General features: G+C 56.1%; 18 protein-coding genes and 1 pseudogene. 10 read left to right on the top strand and 9 right to left on the bottom strand.

All coding sequences use genetic code 11. The annotated features are described in order from the left end of the window. Window positions 1–43: 43 nt before the first annotated feature. Window positions 44–1,012: a chromate resistance protein ChrB domain-containing protein gene (locus tag RVM27_RS08585; RefSeq protein WP_081195072.1), complete on the bottom strand. Its 969-nt coding sequence runs from the start codon at window positions 1,010–1,012 to the stop codon at window positions 44–46. An 81-nt stretch (window positions 1,013–1,093) separates the two neighbouring features. Here RVM27_RS08585 and chrA point away from each other — a divergent pair, with 81 nt between their 5' ends. After that, window positions 1,094–2,470, top strand: coding sequence for a chromate efflux transporter (chrA, locus tag RVM27_RS08580; protein WP_081195074.1), 1,377 nt, complete (start codon window positions 1,094–1,096; stop codon window positions 2,468–2,470). 67 nt (window positions 2,471–2,537) lie between these two features. On the opposite strand, the gene RVM27_RS08575 is transcribed toward chrA, so the two are convergent. Next, on the bottom strand, window positions 2,538–3,908 hold the full coding sequence (locus RVM27_RS08575) for an MFS transporter (RefSeq protein ID WP_218314075.1): 1,371 nt from the start codon (window positions 3,906–3,908) through the stop codon (window positions 2,538–2,540). A 35-nt stretch (window positions 3,909–3,943) separates the two neighbouring features. Further along, window positions 3,944–4,219: a metal-sensing transcriptional repressor gene (locus RVM27_RS08570; RefSeq protein WP_081195078.1), complete on the bottom strand. Its 276-nt coding sequence runs from the start codon at window positions 4,217–4,219 to the stop codon at window positions 3,944–3,946. Between the two features lie 128 nt (window positions 4,220–4,347). Between RVM27_RS08570 and RVM27_RS08565 the strand changes: the two genes are divergently transcribed. From RVM27_RS08565 to RVM27_RS08555, 3 genes are read left to right on the top strand one after another with little or no spacing between them, the layout of a single operon-like run. Next, window positions 4,348–4,713: a hypothetical protein gene (locus tag RVM27_RS08565; RefSeq protein ID WP_498939631.1), complete on the top strand. Its 366-nt coding sequence runs from the start codon at window positions 4,348–4,350 to the stop codon at window positions 4,711–4,713. 55 nt (window positions 4,714–4,768) lie between these two features. Then, window positions 4,769–5,503, top strand: a complete 735-nt coding sequence (locus RVM27_RS08560; protein WP_218314074.1) for a HupE/UreJ family protein — start codon at window positions 4,769–4,771, stop codon at window positions 5,501–5,503. 15 nt (window positions 5,504–5,518) lie between these two features. After that, the gene (locus RVM27_RS08555; protein ID WP_218314073.1) at window positions 5,519–6,334 is read left to right on the top strand and encodes a hypothetical protein; all 816 of its coding nucleotides are present in this window, start codon (window positions 5,519–5,521) and stop codon (window positions 6,332–6,334) included. A gap of 179 nt (window positions 6,335–6,513) precedes the next feature. Here RVM27_RS08555 and RVM27_RS08550 read toward each other — a convergent pair. Both RVM27_RS08550 and RVM27_RS08545 read right to left on the bottom strand, forming a co-directional pair. Further along, window positions 6,514–6,783: pseudogene (locus RVM27_RS08550) on the bottom strand (JAB domain-containing protein); the annotation flags it as partial. 233 nt (window positions 6,784–7,016) lie between these two features. Next, on the bottom strand, window positions 7,017–8,162 hold the full coding sequence (locus RVM27_RS08545; RefSeq protein WP_498956359.1) for a transposase: 1,146 nt from the start codon (window positions 8,160–8,162) through the stop codon (window positions 7,017–7,019). A gap of 190 nt (window positions 8,163–8,352) precedes the next feature. On the opposite strand from RVM27_RS08545, the gene RVM27_RS08540 reads away from it, so the two are divergent. The 4 genes from RVM27_RS08540 (at window position 8,353) to RVM27_RS08525 (ending at window position 10,752) form a co-directional block, all read left to right on the top strand. Next, window positions 8,353–8,838, top strand: a complete 486-nt coding sequence (locus tag RVM27_RS08540; protein WP_287805875.1) for a hypothetical protein — start codon at window positions 8,353–8,355, stop codon at window positions 8,836–8,838. Between the two features lie 10 nt (window positions 8,839–8,848). Next, window positions 8,849–10,195, top strand: coding sequence for a PDDEXK-like family protein (locus RVM27_RS08535; protein ID WP_498956358.1), 1,347 nt, complete (start codon window positions 8,849–8,851; stop codon window positions 10,193–10,195). Then, a complete protein-coding gene (locus RVM27_RS08530; protein WP_287805872.1) occupies window positions 10,192–10,527 on the top strand; it encodes a hypothetical protein in 336 nt (111 codons plus the stop codon). Before RVM27_RS08535 ends, RVM27_RS08530 begins: the two co-directional genes overlap by 4 nt. 69 nt (window positions 10,528–10,596) lie before the next feature. Then, window positions 10,597–10,752: an ATP-binding protein gene (locus RVM27_RS08525; RefSeq protein ID WP_498957758.1), complete on the top strand. Its 156-nt coding sequence runs from the start codon at window positions 10,597–10,599 to the stop codon at window positions 10,750–10,752. A 107-nt stretch (window positions 10,753–10,859) separates the two neighbouring features. On the opposite strand, the gene mnmE is transcribed toward RVM27_RS08525, so the two are convergent. The 4 genes from mnmE to rpmH all read right to left on the bottom strand — a co-directional run bounded on the left by mnmE (window position 10,860) and on the right by rpmH (window position 14,704). After that, entirely contained in the window at window positions 10,860–12,239 is a 1,380-nt protein-coding gene (mnmE, locus tag RVM27_RS08520; protein ID WP_287805870.1) for a tRNA uridine-5-carboxymethylaminomethyl(34) synthesis GTPase MnmE, read from the bottom strand. A 117-nt stretch (window positions 12,240–12,356) separates the two neighbouring features. Then, window positions 12,357–14,039 carry a membrane protein insertase YidC gene (yidC, locus tag RVM27_RS08515; protein ID WP_287805868.1) on the bottom strand — a complete coding sequence of 561 codons (1,683 nt, stop codon included), beginning with the start codon at window positions 14,037–14,039 and terminating at the stop codon, window positions 12,357–12,359. 115 nt (window positions 14,040–14,154) lie between these two features. Then, a complete protein-coding gene (gene rnpA / locus RVM27_RS08510; protein ID WP_157779951.1) occupies window positions 14,155–14,556 on the bottom strand; it encodes a ribonuclease P protein component in 402 nt (133 codons plus the stop codon). Between the two features lie 13 nt (window positions 14,557–14,569). After that, complete coding sequence (rpmH, locus tag RVM27_RS08505) at window positions 14,570–14,704, bottom strand: 50S ribosomal protein L34 (RefSeq protein WP_009723348.1); 135 nt, start codon at window positions 14,702–14,704, stop codon at window positions 14,570–14,572. Window positions 14,705–15,237: 533 nt separating this feature from the next. On the opposite strand from rpmH, the gene dnaA reads away from it, so the two are divergent. Then, a complete protein-coding gene (gene dnaA / locus RVM27_RS08500) occupies window positions 15,238–16,707 on the top strand; it encodes a chromosomal replication initiator protein DnaA (protein WP_039179107.1) in 1,470 nt (489 codons plus the stop codon). 55 nt (window positions 16,708–16,762) lie between these two features. Beyond that, entirely contained in the window at window positions 16,763–17,866 is a 1,104-nt protein-coding gene (dnaN, locus tag RVM27_RS08495) for a DNA polymerase III subunit beta (protein ID WP_218314097.1), read from the top strand. Window positions 17,867–17,876: the final 10 nt, after the last annotated feature.

Genomic DNA, 17,876 nt, shown 5'->3' with positions numbered 1-17,876 from the left:
AAAGGCTGGGGTAAACCCGGCCTTTTCACTATTAGCGCATTGCTCACTCCCCGTTTGGGTCTCCCGCCAAATACGCCTGGTAAAGGTCATCAAACAACATATCTGTATGTTGTAGTAGGGCATCATCGTCGTCACAACGCTCTTTAGCCCCGGCCAGCATGAGTTTTAACCCTACGGCCTCCGGCACAGGGGTGCCCCCCACATCCAAGTAGTGGACTAGCTCCGCAATCCTGCTCAAGCCTGCCTGTGTCTCAAGGCTAAAACTCGCGAGCAGCACTTCAAACGTGACCTTGTCATCAACATGGGTGAAATGAGCTCCATCAAAATCAAACCCCAGCGCGTCTGTCGGACACTGGCTCGGATGCTCAAGCCACACGAAGCGAGCCTCGGGATCAATAAAGCGCTTGATCAACCAAGCCGATGCCAGCCTATCCACCCAAGGGCGACGGCGCGTGGCCCACCATCTCCCGCGAAATGCAGAGTGATCAAGCCGTGGGATCTCGGCTTGGATCGGCTGGGGCTCGTCTGGCACAAAGCAACGATTAAAGACGGTCTCCGCATCTGCCAAGGCCATAACGGCGCGCTTGCTTTCTGACCCTGGATAAAAATCGATCTCCACAATGCCTTGTAAACGTCGCTGCAACTGGGTCAATTGACGCTGCGCTTCTCGCTCCTCCAACTGAGGGCAAGCCTGCTGCCAGTCAACCACTGCCGCTCGTAAGGCTTGAAAATCTGGCGTTCGATCAAAGAGCGAAGGCAACACATCGACGCTATCTATGGCAGATTCTTCTATCTCGATCAGCAGCGCGTTACCTCCCAGCTCCCGAATAGCGCCGACTTGTAACTCCAGCGCTTCCCTTCGCGAGGGGCTAGCAGGCAGTAAGTAGACACCATCTCTGAGTACCACGGCACCTAAACTACGAAGTGCCCGCCAGACCCTCATACGGGGTGTGCCCGCCCGCCCACTGAGGCGCATGATCAGGATTAACCAGTGCTGTACGTTATCTGTCATACCGCCTCTTTCGTTGTATGTATAACCCTATTGTTATACATTCTACAAAATAACACCCCTGACATCGTTAAAGAGTGTGCCATGCCGCCCATCATTGAGTCGCCCCATCAAGTACCGTTCCGTGAGGCCGTTAGGGTCTGGTTACGAATCGCACTATTAAGCTTCGGCGGCCCCGCCGGTCAGATAGCGGTGATGCATCGCATACTCGTTGAAGAAAAAAAATGGATTGGCGAGCGCCGTTTTCTGCACGCGCTTAACTACTGCATGATGCTGCCGGGGCCAGAAGCGCAACAGTTGGCTATCTATATCGGTTGGCTGATGCATCGTACCAAAGGTGGCTTGGTCGCGGGCAGCCTCTTTGTGCTACCTGGTTTCATCGCCATTCTGGCCCTGAGCTACCTGTATGCCGCCTTGGGCAATGTGGGAGCCGTTGAAGGGCTCTTCTTTGGCCTAAAAGCGGCGGTTCTAGCCGTGGTGCTTAACGCTGTCGTCCGTATAGGTAAAAGGGCACTGAAAAATCAGATAATGCTTGGCATCGCCGCTGCCGCGTTTGTCGCCATCTTCTTTTTTGAGGTAGCGTTTCCGCTGATTATTCTAGGCGCGGCCCTTCTGGGGTATTGGGGAGGGAAACGTGGCATGACGGCCTTTCAGGTAGGAGGTGGCCATGGAAATGCCGACGAGTCAGTGCTTAGCGACCGAGACTCCCTACTGGGCGAAGGGCTGCCTGCCCATGCACGCCCCAATCGCCAGTGGTCGCTACGTATGTCAGGCACGTTACTCCTATTGTGGCTAACACCGGTAGTGCTGCTATTGGCCCTATTCGGCAGCGAGAATGTGTTCAGTCAGATTGCTTTCTTCTTCAGTAAGATGGCGGTGGTGACCTTTGGCGGTGCCTATGCGGTGCTGGGTTACGTCACTCAAGAGGCGGTGCAAAATTATGGATGGTTGGCACCGGGCGAGATGCTGGATGGCCTGGGCATGGCGGAGACGACACCGGGCCCGTTAATTCAAGTCGTGCAGTTTGTTGGGTTTATGGGCGCTTATCGTGAGGCCACAGGCCTTGATCCTATGTTGGCCGCAACGCTCGCCGCATTGCTGACCACGTGGGTAACGTTCGTACCTTGTTTTCTTTGGATATTTTTAGGGGCTCCCTATGTGGAGCGTTTACGTGACAACCGCGCCCTCAGCGCGGCGCTGTCCGCCATTACCGCTGCGGTCGTCGGGGTTATCCTCAACTTAGCCATTTGGTTTGGACTTCACGTTATCTTCGCTGACGTAGGCGAAAGGCACGTGATGGGAGCGCGACTTTTAGCGCCGAACTTAGCGTCCCTCGATTTACTGGCGTTGTTACTGGCGGCAGGCGCCATGATCGCGATTTTTCATTTCAAGGTTGGCATGCTCAAGGTGCTGTTTGGCTGTGCGTTACTCGGCGTTCTAGCCTCCCTGGTTAGCTTCTAATTACCTCACACTGTCAAGCTTGCTAGAGCCCACTTGAGGGCAATATCCCTCCGCCAGCTTTATCAGATCATGATGGCCATCGCGTATGGTGGTTATCAATGACAAATACATGTCGATGCGAGCCTGGGGAATGATGGTGGAAATGGCGATGAGGTTCCGGCCCCTCCCACCCTTCATGCTCGTGCTGATGATGTTCATCGTGGTAGTGCCGGTGGGTATGGCTTATGGGGATGTGCTCGTGCTCAACAATCATCGGGTCACGTCTATGCCAGATAAGAGCTGTGAGCGCCGTTGCCGCCAGGGCCACCGTTCCCAGCAAAGCAAACGTCCCCTTCAGCCCAAGGTTCACCCCCAGCCAGCCTGCCAGCGGATAGGTGACCAGCCAACAGCTGTGTGACAACGAAAACTGGGCAGCAAACAGCGCTGGACGATCCTCGGGCTGGCATGAGCGCTTGAGCAGGCGCCCGGTGGGGGTCATGACCAATGAGGCCCCTGCGCCCAGCAGTAACCATAGCCCGACAAGCCCCGCAAACGATGGGCCTAGCCAGCCCAGGTAGAGGCTGAGAGCCATCATAACGCCACCCAGCAGCATGACCGGCCGTTCGGACACCCGATCCAGCACCTTGGGCAACAGTAAGGCCACTAGCATGGAGCCCCCGCCTGCGGTGGCAAAGGCCAGGGCTACCTCTTTCTCGCCCAAACCCAACACCGAGCGCACGAGCACTACCGTGTTGACGATCTGCATGGCCCCGGCGGCTGATACCGCCAGGCTCAACGCCAGCAGCCCGCGCAGCCGGGGCGTCTTTAGGTAAATTCGCGTGCCATGGGTAACGCGACGCCAAACGCCGGGAACATCCTCTAGGGCAAGAGGCGCAGGCAGGGTCACCGATATCACCAGGGCGGCAGAAATAAAGAAGGCCAATGCGTTGAGTACGAACAGGACATCAAAACCCATCACCATCAGCAATGCCGCCGCCGCCATCGGGCTAAGAAGGTTTTCTAAGTCATAGGCGAGGCGCGACAGGGATAATGCTCGCGTGTATTGCTCTTCGTCTTCGAGAATGTCAGGGATCGTCGCCTGGAAAACGGGTGTAAAGCCTGCTGAACAAGCATTGAGCAGAAAGATCAGCACATAGATCTGCCACACCTCGGTAACAAACGGCAGCGTGCAGACCACGGCCGCACGCAGCACGTCCAGGCTAACCAACAAGGTGCGCCGAGGCAGGCGTGAGGCATAGGCGCCGACCAGTGGGGCAATGCCCACGTAAGCGACCATCTTGATCGCCAGCGCGGTGCCGAGCACGACCCCCGCCTGACCCTCAGCAAGGTGATGAGCCAGTAATGCCAGAGCAACCGTGGTCAGACCGGTACCAATCAGTGCAATGACCTGAGCAAAAAAGAGATGGCGATAGACGCGATGGGCGAGTACATCGAGCATAGAGCGTTCCTCACGTGAGGGGAGCTTAGATGCATTTACAGGTAGCGGGCAATGGCCTTGAACTCTTCAGCCCGCTCCCGCTGCGTTTGATCCTGAGAGCCCAAGGCATCCTCTAGGCAGTGATCGATATGATCTAAAACCAAGGCACGTTTGGCCTGTTGAATAGCCTTCTCAACCGCATGGAGCTGCTGGGCAATGTCCAGACAGTGGCGACCATCCTCTATCATCTGCGTCACGCTCGAAAGGTGCCCCCGAGCCCGGTTCAAGCGCTTGATGATGTCAGGATGTGACTGGTGAGTATGTATTGTCATTTTCTTTCCCTTATTCTATTCCTATCCCCCTGGAGGGGATGGTAATCTATTGCCGCTATGCGGCGCTACCGCGTAAGTAAACTGTTATTTACCTTTTTTATCGTCAATTTTTGTCCTGGTTGATTTAAATGCTCCATCGGCTGCGCCACCGCCTTGGCTATCTGAGCCTACTGCTGCTGTTTTTGCCTAGCCTGGTGCTTTCCAGTGTGGGCGAAGCGAGTGCGCATGGCGCAATGAGCATGATTGGCGTTGAGTCATCTCACCAAGAGAGTGTGCAGAAGGGCCATGGGCATGCCCATGGGCATAAGCACGATGACGGTCGACATCTCTCTCATGAGAGCGGCAGTCACTTCCACGAACAAGCGGATCGCTTGGGGGCGGGCCTTGTCATCGCTCCGAACGTCCGTCATGCCCTGCGGCTAGGCGAACGGCGCGGTTTACCCCTGCGTCGCGCCTACCGATTGGAGCGACCACCACGGCCAGTTGTCGCTTGATAACTGGGGCCATCCTTCGGGTGGCCAATACTAATGTCAGACCCGTGGAGGTTACATGTTTCCATCCCAAGTAAGGGGTGCGCTCGGCTTGCCTATGATGGCCCGACGCCACGCCTTAGCCTTTCTAACCCTGCTGTTAATGCTACTGGGAGCCAGTGGCGAAGCGCTTGCTCACGCGGTGGCTGAGGGTGACAAGGGCTATATCCAAGAGATCTATGGTGTTCATTTGATCTCGTTTATGTATCTCGGTGCCAAGCACATGGTAACGGGGTATGACCACATCCTGTTTTTGCTAGGGGTCATCTTTTTCCTCTACCGAATGCAGCATATCGCCATTTACGTCAGCCTCTTTGCCATCGGTCACTCGACGACGATGCTGTTAGGGGTGTACTTCAATATCGGCATCAATAGCTACCTAATTGACGCCATCATCGGACTCTCCGTTGTCTACAAGGCGCTCGATAACATCGGGGCGTATCAGCGCTGGTTCGGCTTTCAGCCCAACACCAAGGTCGCCACCTTGGTGTTCGGTCTGTTTCACGGCTTTGGCCTGTCGAGCAAGATCATTGAATACGATATCTCGCCTGATGGTCTCGTCCCTAACCTCCTGGCATTCAACGTAGGCGTAGAGATCGGCCAGCTACTGGCATTGAGCGCCATTCTCATTGTGATGGGCTTCTGGCGACGCACGACCGGCTTCTTACGCCACGCGTATACCGCCAACGTCGCCATGATGTGTGCTGGTTTTATGCTGGTGGGTTATCAACTGACCGGCTATTTCATTGCCTAATTGAGGGAGTCCCTAATGTATAACACTGACCTTCCAACCCGTGCCGAACTACCGTCAACGGGTAAGTTACTTCGCTCTACGCTGATGGCCGCCGTTATTGCCGTCGCTTTGCTGATCACCGTCGTGCTGCCTGCCGAGTATGCCATTGACCCCACCGGTGCTGGGCGCTTGTTGGGGCTGACTGAGATGGGGGAAATCAAGACCCAGTTGGCTGAGGAAGCCGAGCTTGACCAGGCCAACGATCAAGCCATGGCCCAACAGGCGTCTCAACCCTCGGCATCTCAAGAGGCGAGTAGCGATAGCCAGCCTGCGACGGCAAGCGATGCTGGTTCTCAGACCGCCACGTCACAGGCAGAGATGGCTCCCCAAACAGCCAATTCAGCCCCAGCGAGTGATCCAGTCGCACCTTCGCCCGCTGAATCTGAAAGGATGATGACCGACGCCAGCGTCGCGCTAGCGGAGGCATTGGCTTCCGAGGAAGCCGCTTCCCAGGCGACACAAGCGGAAGAAGCGTCCCCATGGCGTGATGAGGTGAGCTTTACCCTGACGCCAGGGCAAGGCACGGAGTACAAACTCACCATGCAAGAAGGGGCGGTTGCTACCTTTGCTTGGGCATCAGAAGGTGGCCCTGTCAACTTTGATACGCACGGTGATGGCAATGGAAATTCCATCAGCTACGAGAAAGGACGTGGCGTACCCGAGGATGAGGGGGAGCTAGAAGCCGCTTTCACTGGCAATCATGGCTGGTTCTTCCGTAACCGCAATGACAACGATGTGACCATTGTCTTGCGCGTGGACGGAGATTATGGCGAGTTAGTGAAGGCCCTTTAACGGACTAGCCCCTAGTGCTCTCTAGAGTGCTAGGGGCTTCATGACTGTCATACATCGTTAAACAATTAACGCACTTTATACTCAAGAGCCTTGATACCAATAGCATCTGTTTCAGCCAAAAAAAGAAGCTTTTTTGAGAGCTACCACATTGGGCAGCTCTTGCTTTACCTCCCGTATCACTACAAATACCCCAACTCCGCAAATGACTGGCACCCTTCGCTCGCCACCACTACGTGATCAATCACCTAGATATCCATTAGCTCTAAGGCTTCCTTCAGGCGCTCTGTGATTCGCCTATCTGAATCGCTGGGTTCCGGGTCACCACTGGGATGGTTATGAACCAAAATGACGGCAGCGGCGTTGTAGGCCAGCGTGGCTTTGAGCACTTCCCGCGGATAAACGCTGGCGGTGTCGATGGTGCCCCGAAAAAGCTCCTCGAAACGGATAACCCCGCCTTATTCATGAGTATGCTGATTGAGCATCGCGAAGCCCCAGGTTGCTGGCACCGACTCCCAGCAGCCGTATTTGCGGTGTGAGTACCTGCCGATATATACCCAAATAGTACGGTTTCTTTGTTGCTATATAACCTTCAGTAATCGATTCCGGCCATCAGGGCAGCCGTGATCGCCAGCCATCGTGATGGCCGCCTTGCGCTTGGATCGGTTGTGATATCAACCGTGTATCAGCTCAGTGCGGTCAGCTTCGGTAGCCCCTTAAGCAAGGTGGGCCACCATTTGTCAGCGGCATCGCCAAGGTGAACAGTGATGCGCCGGGCGTGTAGCGAGATAGTGGACGCGATCTTGAGCACTTGCTCGCGCATCCGGCTCAGGCTCCAGCCTTGGTGGGTTTGCCGCTCCAGGAGGCAGCGCAGTCCATGCAAGACCTGGTAGGCGTAGAGACTCAGTAGCAGGCTCACTTCGTTGCGGGCCATCACCTCTTGAACGGTGGAGGCGCCGCGATCGGTCGACGAGAGGTGCACGTCGAGCGCTGACTTCACTTCGCCCATGTGCGCCTCGGCGCTGCCGCGCTTGCGGTAGAGCGCCAGGACCTTCTCCGGCGGCCAGTCGAACTTGCCGAGGTTGGTGACCAGGAAGAAGGCATGCAGCAGTAGGTCATCGGGACGTTCTTGGACCACCAGTACCACGCGCCTTGGCGTCGGCCAGGTGCCGGCTTGGTACGCCAGGTCATGGCACCATTCACGAGGCTGCTCAGGTGGTCGGCCACTCGGTCGCTTGAGATAGGGCGCTGCCAGCTTCTGCAGACCTGTATGGCTACGCAGCCGACCCAGGTACTCGATGTCGCGCTCTTCCAAGGCCTCCAATGTCGCATTGTCAGTGAAGCCAGCGTCGATGCGCACTCGCACCTGGGCACCGGTGCTCTCGTTGAGTCGCCGTACTAGATGAGGGATCCAGGTGTCGGCATCCTCGGCTGGGCCGGCATTGCCCTCCCGCAGCAGGCCTTCGTGTACGGCATCGGTGTTGTCGCTACGCCCGAGACACGCCAGCAGCCGCGATAATGTGGCTTGAGAGGGCCGATCTTGAGCCAATGGCGTCATGCCGCGCGCATCGCTGCAGGCCAACTGCCAAAGCGGGTCACGGCGCAGCGTGTCGGTATCGCTGAGATCGATCCAGCCCATCGCACGCTGCAGCACCAGCGTTCGCAGCTGACTGGCCAGGGAGTGACGGATACGTAGTGGGTTGAGTCTATCGACCAAGTTATCCTCCAGCACCTCGATCACGCCGCTGTCGCTGGTGGTGCGTTGGCCGTCGAGCTCAACGCGTATAGATCCGTTGCAGGTCGGAATCCAGGGAGATATGCTTTCACCCATAGCGGATGGTCCTCTTGAATCAGATTCTTAGCGGAATGCACTGATTTTTATAGAGAATACCATCCGCTATCTTCGTTTTCAGGCCTGCCTCATGAATAAGCCGGGATTAGTATCGCTAAACCCAGAGCGCCGAGTAGTTAGGGAGGTAGAGAAAATAGCTGCATAAAAATCAAACAGGGCGACAGATACCTTGACAGTTACCACCGATACGCGCACGGTGCAGGTTGATGACGAGGTAGAGCTGAAATACTACCGGCTCCAGAAAATCAGTGAAGGCGCCATCGACCTGAAAGTAGGCGAGCCGGAAGCCTTGTATGGCCCGACAGAGGTCGGCACCGGCCAGGCAGAGGAAGAGGTGCAGTTATCGACACTGGTCGACAAGCTCAATGAGCGATTTGGTACTGAATTTACCCCGGCGGATCAGCTGTTCTTCGATCAGGTGAAGGAAACCGCCGTTGCCAACGAACAGCTACGCCAGGCCGTCATGGCTAACAGCCTAGAGAACTTCGAACCGGTATTTAACAAGCAGCTTGAGAACTTGTTTGTAGAGCGCATGGACGGCAACGAAGACATTTTCATACGCCTGATGAACGATACGTCTTTCCGCAACATCGCTTCTCAGTACCTGATGCGGGCTGTGTATAACCAGGTCAAAACCAGCGTTGAGACGGGATAAGGCAGGCGAAATGGAATCATGGGAAGAACTCTTCGCTGCGCTGGAAGCGTTTGACGAGGAACAAGCAGAACAAAAACGAAAGGGATTGAATGACTTCAATTTGCTCAGCTCGGTTCTGTCCGTCAATGATGAAGTCCGGCTTCATACCCGGTTTATCTATGCTCTGCTGAATCCGAAGGGGAAGCATTATCAGGGAACGCGATTTCTTGAACTCTTCCTGGAGGCTATCGGACGACAGGATTGGCTGGATCCGACATGTGTAACCGTGCTGAAAGAACATTGTCCGGATGGCCAGGGAGATCAGATTGACCTGTGGATAACTGATGGTAAACGTCAGATCGTTGTCGAAAACAAACTCAATGCGCAGGACCAGCCCCGGCAGGTTGCGCGTTACCTTGAGGTGATTAATGCCACGGATCCGGCACAGGCAGACGAGACGCTGTTTATTTACCTGACTAAAAATCGACAGGCCCCCTCTGCCTTTGGTTTGGGTGGGTTAACGGTTTGTCACCGGACATCCCGTTTGCTCAACACCAGCAGCCAACCGGTCGCTCACTATCAAAATCTCAGTTACCGGAAAAATACCCAACAAGACAGTATTCATACTTGGCTTGAGTCATGCGTCAACGCTGTCGACCGGCAATCTCACATCGCTTGGGCGTTGCGGGATTATCAGGCAGTGGTAGAACGGGCAACGAAGGAGTATGTGAGCAAGGTGAAAACGCTAAAAGACATTCTCGAAGAAGGCATTGCCGAGGGAAAGCGACACCACGAGCAGGCAATCCAGTTGACCAGAGAATTACCTGCCATACACGCAAGTTGGCTTGAACAAGCATTAACAAGCAATCTCGAAGAGCTATTCGAGCCGTTTGTCAGTAAAGGTGACATGACCAGGATTGGGCCGGAAAACGTAGAGTTGCTGAGGCCCTTCGTCCATACCGCTTTTCAAAAAGATGCTTCCGGCCTCCTGTACGCGCCTAGATTTAATTTTTTCCGAGCGGGTAATGGGACGCGTAACCGTGGCGCTTTCTATCGACTGGAGACCGGGCCATGGGCCAAACAGGCGGTTCTTATGCTGTTTTACGGCTCCAAGATGCTCCATGTGGGCTGCCTGCTGACAGAGCATGCTGATCGCTCTATAGAGGGCCTGATGCCGACTCTGAAGCTTTCAGAGCCTGCTGCACTGAAAAGCAAGATATTTCCTCGGGTTATGACATACGCCGAACCCCTTGAGTATCAGGGTATTATTCACCTTGCTGACTTTTCTAACAGCCCACAACGACGAATTCTGAACCAACTTTTAACAATCTTGGGTTGTGCTGACGGCACGACCGTATCAGAAGGAAACGAGATATGAGCTACGACGCTAACTTCGATCAAACCCGACTCAACCAACTGGCGGAACAGTACCTGGCAGATAATCGAGCAGAAGGGGAGGTGTTTTTTCTGAGTGATTCCGATGATAACCGTCTCGATCATGCTCGTTGGCGATTCGAGGAGGCTGATCACGATTCATTGAAGGATTCCGGCTTCAAAATGCATTTGATGGAGCTGCTGGACACCTTGCTGGTGTATCGCGCCGAACACGATAAACCGAACGCTAGCCAGGGCGTTGTAAAAGTTTGCGGCCGTGATCTGGCAATTGAGTGGCTGCCTCGGAGTAAGTTTGAAGAGTTACGGAATGCGTAAGCCTGTACTGACGTGTCATTAGTGCCGGCATCTACGCAAGCCTGCTCCGATATGTAATGACCCAGCCAACTGCCCATTGAGCACTGGCACGACTACATCGGCGCCGCGCCGCTGGCCGATGCCATCCTGGACCGGCTACTACACAGCACCCACCGCCTGATACTCAGAGGAAAATCGATGTGCAAAAAAGCCGCCCCGCAAGCGGTAGAAGTTGACCTATCGTGACCGGTTAGCTTACAAAACCAGAGCCAGCGAGAGAGGAGTGAGCAAATCGGTCACTATCGGGGCTATTGCCGCAACGGGTGGTCACGTTCGCCGGAATACGCACCGTTTCACTTCCCGATGCAGAAGCTCCCGAATATCTCTCCCAGCAGATCGTCGGCACTGAACTCGCCGGTAATCTCTCCCAGTGCCTGCTGGGCATCGCGAAGATCTTCGGCCAATAGTTCGCCTGCTCCGTAGCCTTCCAACTGAGTGCGCCCTGCTTCCAACGCGGCCATGGCACGGTCCAGAGCGTCCAGATGACGGCGGCGCGCCGAGAAACGTCCTTCGGTAGTGGCGGAAAAGCCCATCACCTCTTTCAAATGGGCTTTCAAGTTATCCACACCCGCTCCCGTTTTGGCCGACAGCCTGACGATGGGAGTGCTTGTGGGTAACTCAGGTGTTTCGAGCCCTGGCGCTTCGGCGCTGCTGTCGATCTTGTTGCGCACCAGGGTCAAGCGCTGTCGGTCTGGCAGGCGGGCCACGAACTCGGGCCAGATGGCCATGGGGTCCGTTGCCTGGGTAAGCGAGGCATCGACCAGCAGCAGCACGCGATCGGCTTTCTCGATCTCTTCCCAGGCCCGGGCAACGCCAATTTTTTCTACCGCGTCCGGCGTATCGCGCAGGCCAGCGGTGTCGATAATGTGCAGTGGCATGCCGTCCAAGTGGATGTATTCACGCAGTACGTCACGGGTAGTGCCGGCAATGTCCGTGACGATGGCCGTGTCCTGCTCGGTCAGCGCATTGAGCAGGCTGGACTTGCCCGCATTGGGGCGCCCTGCAATCACCACGCTCATGCCTTCACGCAGCAAGGCGCCTTGGCCTGCGGCCTGGCGCACACGCATCAGCGCCTGCTGCACCTGCTCAAGATGCGTTGCCACGTGGCCATCGGCAAGAAAGTCGATCTCTTCTTCGGGGAAGTCGATGGCGGCCTCAACATAGACACGCAGTTCGATCAACTGCTGAACCAGCCCAGAAACGCGCTGTGAAAACTCGCCTTGCAGCGAGCGAAGGGCATTTTCGGCAGCCGAGCGTGAGCTGGCATCGATCAGGTCGGCAATCGCTTCGGCCTGGGCCAGGTCCAGCTTGTCATTCAAGAACGCGCGTTCGGAGAACTCGCCAGGCCGAGCCAGGCGGGCGCCCAGCGCGAGGCAGCGCTCCAGCAGCATATCCATGATCACGGGGCCACCGTGCCCCTGCAGCTCCAGCACGTCCTCCCCGGTAAAGGAGTTAGGCCCGGTAAACAGCAGCGCAATCCCTTCGTCGATAATGCCTTGAGCACCACTGAAGGGGCCGTAATAGGCATGACGCGGGGGAGGGCATTGCCCCAGTATGGCCTGAGCGATATGGCGGCTTTCCGGGCCGGATACGCGGATGATGCCCACGCCGCCGCGCCCTGGGGGGGTGGCCAGGGCGGTAATCGTGTCTTGGGTATAGAGTCGTTCAGCCATAACGCGTCCCGGAGATCAAAAAAGAGAGTGTATCGTGTATGCAGCGGAAGAAAAGGGCAGGCCTGAAACGCCAGACCCCCGCTTTAGCGGGGGTCTGGTAAAGGGCGGGATGAGAGGCTACTTGGTGCGCATCCCTTTACCCACGTTGGGGTCTTTCTCGATACTGCGGGTAATCACGTACTGCTGGGCTACCGAGATGATGTTGTTCACCACCCAGTAGATGACCAGACCCGCCGGGAACCACAGGAAGAAGAACGTGAAGATAATGGGCAGCATCTTCATGATCTTGGCCTGCATGGGATCCGGAGGCGTCGGGTTGAGCAGCTGCTGAACGTACATCGATACCCCCATCAGGATGGGCAGAATGAAGTACGGATCTTTCACCGACAGATCCTGGATCCACAGCATGAACGGCGCATGGCGAAGTTCAACGGATTCCAGCAGCATCCAGTACAGCGCGATGAAGACCGGCATCTGGATGAGGATCGGCAAGCAGCCACCCAGCGGGTTGATCTTCTCTTTCTGGTAGAACTTCATCATCTCTTGAGACATTTTCTGGCGATCATCGCCATAAAGCTCTTTGAGACGCTGCATCTCCGGCCCGAGCTTGCGCATCCGAGCCATGGACTTATAGGCCTTGGCTGAAAGCGGGAATAGCGCGAGCTTGACCAGCACGGTCAGCAGAACGATGGACCAGCCCCAGTTGCCGACCAGGTCATGAATCTTGTCGAGCAGCCAGAACAGCGGGTTGGCAATGAACCACAGCCAACCATAGTCCACGGTCAGGCGCAGGTTCGGTGCCACCTGCTCCAGGTACTCCTGGACCTTGGGACCCATGTAAAGGGTAGCCCCCAGCGTCGCTTCGCCTTGGGCGGCTATGCTGGTCACTGGCCCTGCAAAGGCGGCAACGTTGCGGTTGCTGGAGTCGGTGGTCGCGTAGTACAGGTTCTGCTGATTCTGAGCAGGTGCCCAGGCAGAGACGAAGTAGTGCTGAATGATGGCTACCCAGCCACCTTGGGCTTCACGGTTCTCGAACCGACCGCGCTGGATATCATCGAAATCGACTTTTTCGTAGCGGTTATCGGGTGACGAGTAGGCAGCGCCCAGATAAGAGCTCATGCCCATGGCGACGCCACTGGAGGGGTCCGGGCTGTTATCGCGAGCCAGTTGGCCAATGAAACGGGCACTGACCGGTTCATCAGTGTTGTTGGCCAGGTAATAGCTGACATTGACCGCATAGCTGCCGCGCTCGAAGGTCAGGCGCTTGATCACGTCAACGCCGTTGACTTCTGCCGTCAGGTCGACGGTGAGCTCTTGCTCGTCGTTGCCCAGGCGGTATTCGGTGTTTTCAGGCGTAAACGTGATGCGGCTTGCCTGGCCATCCAGCTGCAGGCCAGAGCGTGCTACGTAGCTGCGCGTGGCGTTATCCGACAGCAACACGTAGTTGCGTTCAGAGTCCAGCGTCAGCTTGTGCTGTGGCAGAGCGGCATACACGATATCCCCACCAAAGGGGTCGATGCGTACGTCCAGCACATCGGTAGTGACGGCGATGAAGTCACGACTGGCGGTCGAACTTGGCGAGTCGCTCATGCCTTCATCGATGGCGGCCTGAGGTGCGGAAGTACTGGGAACGGAAAGATCGTCGCTGCCGCCTTCACTCGCAGGTGCCCCATTGCTTGTCTGGGTCATTTCGGGAGTGGAGTCGTAGCTGGTCTGCCCGTAATCCTGATTCCACTGTACAACCAGTAGGTAGGCAAGCACTGCCAGTGGAATCAGTAATAAAAGTCGTTTTACGTCCATGAGGGTTCTGCCCGATGGGTGGTGAACATGCTAATGGCGCAGTGTCATTTGCTCGGCCCATGACACACGAAAGCCTGCCAAGCGGCAGGCCGAGGTCGAGCGGCGAGGTGTGTCGTCAAGTGTCACGTGTCAGGCCATGTGATGGCGGAGATGTCGATACCGCCGGAGCCTCGCGCTGGAGTCGTTTCCACATGCCATGCAATTGGCGAGTCAGCGTCTCGTTGTCGATCTCCTGAACGCCTCGCTTGGCCATGATCACGATATCCACAGCGGGCAAGCGATCCTGACGAAGGCGAACGGATTCTCTAACCAGGCGCTTGAAGCGGTTACGTTCCACAGCAAGCTTCACATTTTTCTTGCTGACTATCAGGCCAATGCGGGGGTGCCCCAGAGTATTCAAGCGCGCTAGCGCCATCATGCCCTTGCCATGGACTTTCAAGTCGGCTTGTTCGAACACGTGACTGAAATCCCCAGCGTTCAGCAATCGCAAGCACCGGGGAAAGCCTTGAGGCGACACACGCAATCCGAGATCAGGCGCTCAGACGCTTGCGGCCTTTGGCACGGCGGCGTGCGATGACGGCACGGCCGTTCTTGGTTGCCATACGAGCACGGAAGCCATGCGCGCGCTTGCGCTTGAGAACGCTGGGTTGAAAAGTGCGTTTCATAACTCGTTATTCCCACGTGGTTTAGGACGGAAATTGAATTCCAGATGACCCGGTCCAGTGAGGAACCAGCCGGGGAGTTTCAATTCAAGACCGGAAATTGTAGAGACTTCCTGGCCTCGGTGCAATTTTTCCTTGCATGAAAAGCGTGAAAAGGGCAATGGCGGCCCACGATGCCCTGTCAGTCTGACGAACGTCAATGACACTACTATTACTAATGGGTTTACTTAAACCTGTTGTTATTAATAGTGGGGATACTAATTGTGGATAACTCATTTATCCCTATTTTTATCAAAACCTTAAAATAATAAAAAATCTGTGGGTAACTGGCTGTGAAGCAGCGTAAAAGCTGTGATTTATGTGTGATTAACGCAGCACAACTCAGCAATTTGCGGTTTTGTACCCATGCCGTCCGCTGTTTTTCCTAAGCTCTCATGGTCATTTGTCCACAGGCGGAAAAGAGCCCCGAGTGCGTGTGGATAACCGTTTCGTTGGGCGCTACAATGGTCGGCCGTTTTCAACCGATGGTGAGATGAGTGTCACTCGCGCTTTGGCAACAGTGCCTGGACTACCTGCAGGACGAACTGAATTCGCAACAGTTCAATACCTGGATACGTCCACTGCAGGCAGAAGAAGGAGAGTCCAACGAGCTTCGCTTGTTGGCGCCGAACCGCTTTGTGCGCGATTGGGTGAGCGATAAATATGCGAAGCGAATCAGTGAACTGATGCGCGAGCTTGCTCCTTCCAAACCTCCCAAGGTCAGCTTGACCGTGGGTAGTCGTCGCACCTCGGCACCTGCGCCACAGCCTAGAGAGCTGGGTAATCCCGTCTCCGCATCGCCTGCTCAGGCGCCTGCTCCCGCCGTCCATACTCCGCCCCGCGGTGAAGTGGGCGATGAGCGTGAAATCGAGCAGTTGCGCGAAGAGTCGGGCGCCGGCCGACGCGGCAACGAGCGCCAGGTACAGGTAGAAGGTAGCCTGAAGCACAGCAGCGGCCTGAATCCCAACTTCACCTTTGATACCTTCGTGGAAGGTAAATCGAACCAGTTGGCGCGTGCGGCCTCTCGGCAGGTATCCGAAAATCCGGGTGGGGCCTATAACCCGCTGTTCCTCTACGGCGGGGTAGGCCTGGGTAAAACCCACTTGATGCATGCCGTGGGCAATGCCCTGGCAGGTAGGCGGGAAAACGCCCGAGTGGTGTATCTGCACTCCGAGCGCTTCGTGGCGGATATGGTGAAGGCGCTTCAGCTCAACGCCATCAATGACTTCAAGCGTTTTTATCGCAGTGTCGACGCCTTGTTGATCGATGATATTCAATTCTTTGCTGGCAAGGAGCGCTCCCAGGAGGAGTTTTTCCATACCTTCAACGCCCTGTTGGAAGGTGGCCAGCAGATGATCCTGACCTCGGATCGCTACCCCAAAGAGATCAGTGGCGTCGAAGAACGTTTGAAGTCGCGGTTCGGTTGGGGCTTGACGGTAGCCATCGAGCCGCCTGAGCTGGAGACGCGGGTCGCGATCCTGATGAAGAAAGCCGACCAGGCCAAGGTCGAGTTACCGCATGATGCAGCCTTCTTCATCGCTCAGAAAATACGTTCCAACGTGAGGGAGCTGGAAGGTGCGCTCAAAAAGGTCATTGCCGACTCCCACTTCATGGGCAAGCCGATCACCCAGGACTTCATCCGTGAGTCGTTGAAAGACCTGTTGGCCCTTCAAGACAAGCAGGTGGGGGTGGATAATATTCAGCGCACGGTGGCTGAGTATTACAAGATCAAGGTGGCGGACCTGCTCTCCAAGCGACGCTCTCGTTCAGTGGCGCGCCCTCGGCAGGTGGCCATGGCGCTGGCCAAGGAGTTGACCAATCACAGCCTGCCGGAAATTGGTGATGCCTTTGGTGGGCGCGACCATACGACGGTATTGCACGCTTGTCGTAAAGTGAAGGCGTTGCAGGAGGAGAGCGCAGATATTCGCGAGGACTACAAGAACCTCCTGCGCCTGCTGACCAGCTAACCCATTATGTCGGCCTGCTGCGGTGGGCCTTTCAGGATAGAAAACCGGAGTTTCGATGAAATTTACCATTTCCCGAGAGGCGCTGCTTCGCCCGCTGACTCTGGTGGCGGGGGTCGTAGAACGGCGCCAAACGCTGCCTGTGCTGTCGAACGTCTTGATCCAGGTCGAAGGTGATCAGGTAGCGCTGACCGGTACCGACCTGGAAGTCGAATTGGTGGGGCGCACGGTGGCCAGCCAGGTGGACCAGCCAGGCGCAGCAACGGTTCCTGCGCGCAAGCTGATGGATATCTGCAAGTCATTGCCGGATCAGTCGGATATTCAACTGGCTGTGGAGGACGGGCGCGCCGTATTACGTAGTGGTCGTTCGCGCTTTACACTTTCTACACTTCCGGTTGCAGAGTTTCCCAACATCGAAGATGCGGATGGTAGCCAGGAGTTGAGCGTACCGCGCGGTACGTTGAAGCACTTGATCGAGTCGACATCCTTCGCCATGGCCCAGCAGGACGTGCGCTACTACCTGAATGGCATGCTGCTGGAGATTCAGAGCAATCTGCTGCGCACGGTGGCCACCGATGGGCATCGGCTGGCCATGTGCTCACGTCCGGTAGAAGTGGCCGTCAGCCAGGCGCAGAAACTGATCGTGCCGCGCAAGGGTATTCTGGAGCTTTCTCGCTTACTTGACGACAGTGACGAGCCCGTAAGCCTGACGCTGGGCGCGACCCATGTGCGTGCTCACACGGGTGATTTTACGTTCACGACCAAGCTGGTTGACGGTAAATTCCCGGACTACGAACGTGTTGTGCCGCGCAATGGTGACAAGGTGCTGATCGCCGAGCGCGCCGAGTTGCGTCAGGTGCTGTCGCGGACCGCCATCCTCTCCAACGAGAAGTACCGTGGTGTTCGTCTCTATCTGGAAGAGGGCAATCTCAAGGTGATGGCCAACAACCCGGAACAGGAAGAAGCCGAGGAGAACGTCGCTGTCGAATACAATGGCAGTGCCATGGAAGTCGGCTTCAACGTTAGTTATCTGGTGGACGTGCTTTCCGTGTTGAATGAAGACCGCGTTCAAATGACGTTGGCTGACCCCAATAGCAGTGCGCTGCTGGAAGAGCCAGGTGGCGGTGATGCGCTGTACGTCGTCATGCCCATGCGTCTATAAACGGCAGCAG

This window comes from Halomonas sp. KM007 (assembly GCF_050709225.1).
In the GTDB taxonomy this organism is placed as follows: Bacteria; Pseudomonadota; Gammaproteobacteria; order Pseudomonadales; family Halomonadaceae; genus Vreelandella; species Vreelandella hamiltonii.
Note: the sequence above shows the minus strand (reverse complement) of the source record. Positions and strands in the feature narration are given on the sequence as shown.

Excerpts from the sequence above, each read along its gene's own strand:
- yidC (WP_287805868.1), bottom strand. The coding sequence starts at position 14,039 with ATGGACGTAAAACGACTTTTATTACTGATTCCACTGGCAGTGCTTGCC.
- mnmE (WP_287805870.1), bottom strand. The coding sequence starts at position 12,239 with ATGGCTGAACGACTCTATACCCAAGACACGATTACCGCCCTGGCCACC.
- RVM27_RS08565 (WP_498939631.1), top strand. The coding sequence starts at position 4,348 with ATGCTCCATCGGCTGCGCCACCGCCTTGGCTATCTGAGCCTACTGCTG.
- RVM27_RS08530 (WP_287805872.1), top strand. The coding sequence starts at position 10,192 with ATGAGCTACGACGCTAACTTCGATCAAACCCGACTCAACCAACTGGCG.
- RVM27_RS08560 (WP_218314074.1), top strand. The coding sequence starts at position 4,769 with ATGTTTCCATCCCAAGTAAGGGGTGCGCTCGGCTTGCCTATGATGGCC.
- RVM27_RS08535 (WP_498956358.1), top strand. The coding sequence starts at position 8,849 with ATGGAATCATGGGAAGAACTCTTCGCTGCGCTGGAAGCGTTTGACGAG.
- RVM27_RS08585 (WP_081195072.1), bottom strand. The coding sequence starts at position 1,012 with ATGACAGATAACGTACAGCACTGGTTAATCCTGATCATGCGCCTCAGT.
- RVM27_RS08555 (WP_218314073.1), top strand. The coding sequence starts at position 5,519 with ATGTATAACACTGACCTTCCAACCCGTGCCGAACTACCGTCAACGGGT.
- dnaN (WP_218314097.1), top strand. The coding sequence starts at position 16,763 with ATGAAATTTACCATTTCCCGAGAGGCGCTGCTTCGCCCGCTGACTCTG.
- chrA (WP_081195074.1), top strand. The coding sequence starts at position 1,094 with ATGCCGCCCATCATTGAGTCGCCCCATCAAGTACCGTTCCGTGAGGCC.
- RVM27_RS08570 (WP_081195078.1), bottom strand. The coding sequence starts at position 4,219 with ATGACAATACATACTCACCAGTCACATCCTGACATCATCAAGCGCTTG.
- rpmH (WP_009723348.1), bottom strand. The coding sequence starts at position 14,704 with ATGAAACGCACTTTTCAACCCAGCGTTCTCAAGCGCAAGCGCGCGCAT.
- RVM27_RS08545 (WP_498956359.1), bottom strand. The coding sequence starts at position 8,162 with ATGGGTGAAAGCATATCTCCCTGGATTCCGACCTGCAACGGATCTATA.
- RVM27_RS08575 (WP_218314075.1), bottom strand. The coding sequence starts at position 3,908 with ATGCTCGATGTACTCGCCCATCGCGTCTATCGCCATCTCTTTTTTGCT.